Source organism: Dehalococcoidales bacterium, assembly GCA_035529395.1.
Lineage (GTDB): Bacteria > Chloroflexota > Dehalococcoidia > Dehalococcoidales > Fen-1064 > DUES01.
This window is the reverse complement of the sequence record DATKWT010000186.1, coordinates 1-3,881: the sequence shown is the minus strand read 5'-3', so window position 1 is coordinate 3,881 and position 3,881 is coordinate 1. Positions and strand designations below refer to the sequence as shown.

The following is a 3,881-nucleotide window of genomic DNA, read 5'->3' as shown; positions in this document are numbered from 1 at the left end:
TATCACTACACATCAAACAAGCCAAGAAGCAGTCTTTCCTTTCCTTCCAGATTGCTTCGCTACGCTCGCAATGACAGGCACAAGGCATCACTGCGAGGAGCGTGCCGACGCGGCGTCGGTGTCAGCGACGAAGCAGTCTTTCCTTTCCTTCCAGATTGCTTCGCTACGCTCGCAATGACCGGTGTGTATCAAAGGGTGAGGGGTTGATAAGATTCTATGACCAGGGCTAGAGACAGCAACCCGAAGCACACACTCTCTCGCGAGACCGGCACCATCGTCAAGGACTGGGGTGGGCGGATGCCGGTTGCCCTGGTCTACCCGAACTCCTACTACCTGGGTATGTCCAACCTGGGCATCCACGCTATCTACAAGCTGCTGAACGGGTACTCGGATGTCGTCTGCGAGCGCGTATTCCACGAAAAAGGTCAGCAAGAAGCACCGGCAGGACTCGAATCTCAGCGGCCGCTTACCGACTACGCCGTCATTGCCTTTTCGATCACCTACGAGATCGATTACTTTAACGTGGTCAGCATCCTCAGGGCGAGCAGTATTCCTCTGTACGCCAGCGAGAGGGACGAGTCCCACCCGCTGGTCATCGCCGGTGGGGCTTGTATCACCGCCAACCCGATGCCCCTTTCCCCGTTTTTTGATTGCCTCTGCATCGGGGAAGCCGAGGCAATCCTGCCCCCGATGCTACCCATACTGTCCGAAGGTATCCGGGGAAGCAGGACAGACCTGCTGAAGTCCCTGTCAGAACTATCCGGCGTCTTCGTGCCGCAGGAGTATACCGGCACACCGGTAGCCCGGCAGTGGCTGGCCAATCTCGATGACTTCCCGGTAACGTCCACGGTGCTCACCCCGGAAACCGAGCTGGGCAACCTGTACCTCATCGAGGTGGAACGGGGTTGTTCCTGGGGCTGCAACTTCTGCCTGGTCAGCAACATCTTCCGTCCGGCCCGTTTCCGCTCTGTGGACGTACTGCTTGCCCAGGCGGAGACAGGACTTCAATACCGCAAACGTATCGGTCTGGTGGGACCGGCAGTCACCGACCATCCGCACATCGATGAACTGGTCAACGGAATCAGGTATATGGGAGCGCAGCTTTCCGTCAGTTCGTTACGGATAAAGCCACTTTCCGACACCGTACTCTCGGCCGTCGCGCACGGCACTCGGACGGTAGCCCTCGCCCCGGAGGCCGGTTCGGAACGGCTGCGTCGCGTTATCGGCAAGGGTTTCACCGAGGACGATGTCCTTGAGGCGGTCGGCAAGGTTGCCGGGCAGGGCTTCAGGCAACTCAAGCTCTACTTCATGATTGGCCTACCCACGGAAACCGATTGGGACATCGAGGAAGCTATCCGGCTGAGCCTTACCTGCAAGGCCATCCTTGACCGGCATCGGCAGGGCAGCCGTATCACACTGACAGTGTCCCCGTTTGTCCCCAAGGCAGGCACACCCTTCCAGTGGCTTCCGATGGCCGCGCTCCAGACTCTGGAGCGGCGCCTTTCCCGGCTCAAGCAGGACCTGGAGTCGAAAGGAATCCGGGTCAAAGCGGAGAGCCTTGCCTGGAGCCAGGTCCAGGCCATTCTCGCCCGGGGTGACCTGAAGGTGAGTGAGGTCCTGGCCGGCATGGAAGCGGTGACACTGTCACAGTGGCGTCGTGCCACCCTGGAAACCCGCCTGGACACCGACCTGTTTGCACACGAGCAATGGGATACTTCCCGGGAACTGCCCTGGGCACCGGTTAATTCCGGCAGCAGGACAGAACACCTCAGACGTGAGCTGGAGAGGGCACTGGCGACGACCGGCTCCTGACACATATTGACATCTATTGCAGCGACCCTGTATTCTGGTGTCTATCCTGTAAAAACACGTAGGGAGGTTGGATATGTTTGGTTACTTTTCAGTTCTGGCGGCGGTACCCGGTTTCTTCTTGAGTTCACTCATCCTGATGGCACTGTGGGGGCAGGTTGCTCCGAAAATCGGAGGGGTAGAAGACACAATCAGCTACACCACGGCGATGCTGGTGACGATTACGCTCTGGCTGGCGGTGGCACCGCTGGCGGCAGTTGGGCGAAAGCGTAAAAAATAAGTAGAAGCACTCAACCCTGAGCTATCACACCGGCAGCACCCGCGCTGTGTTGTGACAGTTCCTGCCGTCAGACGTATACAGGAATAGAGCATTGAAACGACACTGATGGTAGGGAGGTAAGCAGAAATGAAGAAGGTCTTTCTGTCGGCATTGGCCCTGGGCATGGTAATGTCTATTCTTGGCGCAACCGGGTGTTCTTCCGGCGGCACCGACCTTGAAGGTAAAAGATGGGTGCTGGAGTCCTACGGCGACCGGGGCAGCCCCACGATAATCATTGAAGACAGCACCGTATCGGCAGAGTTCACCGAGGGGCAAATCAACGGCTCGGCGGGCTGCAACAACTACTTCGGCTCGTACGAAGTCAGTGGTAAGAACCTGACCTTCGGCCCGGTGGCATCCACGGAGATGTACTGCATGGACCCCGAGGGCATCATGGACCAGGAATATGCTTACCTCAAGAGCCTCGGACAGGCCGAAACGTACGAGATAAGTGGCGGCAAGCTCCTGATAACCTGCACCGGTGACCAGCTACTGACGTTTGAAGAGGAGTAAGTACCCGCGCCCTTAGCGGACTAAGGGCGCCACTATATACCGGGTGTCCGGACGGCTATTTGATTTCTTCCATCGGCTTGCCGCAGCAGACCAGAACACCACCACCGACTTTGGTGACCTGCACCTCGTTCCCGCAGACCGTGCACTTGAACTGTTGCCCAACTTTCTCAACAGCCACTTTGACACCTCCTGCCCGCCATACTACACTTCATACCGGACTGATTACGTCAGCTACGTACGCTCAGCCCACTGAACGGCGTTCTGAAAGACCCGGAAACCATCACCGTGCTCGGTGGCTCCCCGCCGCGTCCACTGCGGATGCTGGATACCCCGGATGAAACGTTCCGGGTGCGGCATCAGGGCAAACACCCGCCCGGTACTATCGCAAATACCGGCGATGTCCTCCACCGAGCCGTTGGGATTATGCGGATAGCCGGAGTCACGGTTACCTTGCTCATCGGTATAGAACAGCACCGTGTTTGCGTCCGGCAGACCATCATCGATGACAACCACCTTGCCTTCGGCGTGTGCCACGGGAAGAAACATCTGCTCAATCCCCCGGGTGAAGACGCAGGGACTGTCGCGATTCACGGTAAGATACACCCAGCGACACTCGAACCTGCCGGAATCGTTGTCGGTCAGCGTCAACGGGGTTGAGCCGGTACCGGGTGGGCCGGGCAGAATCCCCGCCTTCACCAGCACCTGGAAGCCGTTGCAGATACCCAGGATTAACCCGCCGCCTTCGACGAAGCGCTGCACGTCTTCACCAAGCCCCAGTCTCAACTCATTGGCGAGCACCCTTCCGGCAGCGATGTCATCGCCATAGGTGAAGCCGCCGGGGACCACCAGTATCTGATAGTCGGATAGATGCTGCTCACCACCCACGAAGCGGTTGATGTGGACCAGTGAAGACTCGGCCCCGGCCCGTTCGAAGGCAAAGGCAGTCTCGACATCGCAGTTGGTCCCCGGGGCGCGCAGTACCAGTACCCTTACCTTACTCATATCTTTCTTACCACCGGAGTGGACTCTGCCAGGCCTCTTTCAGGTCCGCGATAGGCTTGTTGACGACTGGCCGCCCGTTCAGTCCGTATACCTCCAGCACCTCGGAATCCATCACCTGTCCTATGACAGTGCACACCGTCTCACCCAGCGTCTTCTCGAACTCGTCCCTGTTCTCCGGGACTACCTCAACCAGGAACCGGCTGTTCGACTCCGAGAAGAGTATGAAATCGTCCCGGTC

Annotated in this window: 7 protein-coding genes; 4 read left to right on the top strand and 3 right to left on the bottom strand. The window is 58.4% G+C overall.

Annotated features, from left to right (window positions below; genetic code table 11):
- The 4 genes from VMW13_11340 to VMW13_11325 all read left to right on the top strand — a co-directional run.
- A partial coding sequence (locus VMW13_11340) for a hypothetical protein (protein ID HUV45406.1) occupies nt 1-207 on the top strand: 207 nt, incomplete at its 5' end.
- 9 nt (nt 208-216) lie between these two features.
- Nucleotides 217-1,812 (top strand): radical SAM protein, encoded by a 1,596-nt coding sequence (locus VMW13_11335; protein HUV45405.1) that lies wholly within the window; start codon nt 217-219, stop codon nt 1,810-1,812.
- A gap of 73 nt (nt 1,813-1,885) precedes the next feature.
- Nucleotides 1,886-2,089 carry a hypothetical protein gene (locus VMW13_11330; protein HUV45404.1) on the top strand — a complete coding sequence of 68 codons (204 nt, stop codon included), beginning with the start codon at nt 1,886-1,888 and terminating at the stop codon, nt 2,087-2,089.
- 126 nt (nt 2,090-2,215) lie between these two features.
- The gene (locus tag VMW13_11325) at nt 2,216-2,641 is read left to right on the top strand and encodes an META domain-containing protein (protein ID HUV45403.1); all 426 of its coding nucleotides are present in this window, start codon (nt 2,216-2,218) and stop codon (nt 2,639-2,641) included.
- A gap of 55 nt (nt 2,642-2,696) precedes the next feature.
- On the opposite strand, the gene VMW13_11320 is transcribed toward VMW13_11325, so the two are convergent.
- From VMW13_11320 to VMW13_11310, 3 genes are all read right to left on the bottom strand, one after another.
- Nucleotides 2,697-2,819 carry a desulfoferrodoxin FeS4 iron-binding domain-containing protein gene (locus tag VMW13_11320; protein HUV45402.1) on the bottom strand — a complete coding sequence of 41 codons (123 nt, stop codon included), beginning with the start codon at nt 2,817-2,819 and terminating at the stop codon, nt 2,697-2,699.
- A 53-nt stretch (nt 2,820-2,872) separates the two neighbouring features.
- Nucleotides 2,873-3,643: a phosphoribosylformylglycinamidine synthase I gene (purQ, locus tag VMW13_11315; GenBank protein HUV45401.1), complete on the bottom strand. Its 771-nt coding sequence runs from the start codon at nt 3,641-3,643 to the stop codon at nt 2,873-2,875.
- 7 nt (nt 3,644-3,650) lie between these two features.
- Nucleotides 3,651-3,881, bottom strand: a 231-nt coding sequence (locus VMW13_11310; GenBank protein ID HUV45400.1) for an AIR synthase-related protein, incomplete at its 5' end; no start/stop codon positions are given.

What these genes read in the sequence shown, in the direction of transcription:
- purQ (HUV45401.1), bottom strand. Translation starts at nt 3,643, where the DNA reads ATGAGTAAGGTAAGGGTACTGGTACTGCGCGCCCCGGGGACCAACTGC.
- VMW13_11325 (HUV45403.1), top strand. Translation starts at nt 2,216, where the DNA reads ATGAAGAAGGTCTTTCTGTCGGCATTGGCCCTGGGCATGGTAATGTCT.
- VMW13_11330 (HUV45404.1), top strand. Translation starts at nt 1,886, where the DNA reads ATGTTTGGTTACTTTTCAGTTCTGGCGGCGGTACCCGGTTTCTTCTTG.
- VMW13_11335 (HUV45405.1), top strand. Translation starts at nt 217, where the DNA reads ATGACCAGGGCTAGAGACAGCAACCCGAAGCACACACTCTCTCGCGAG.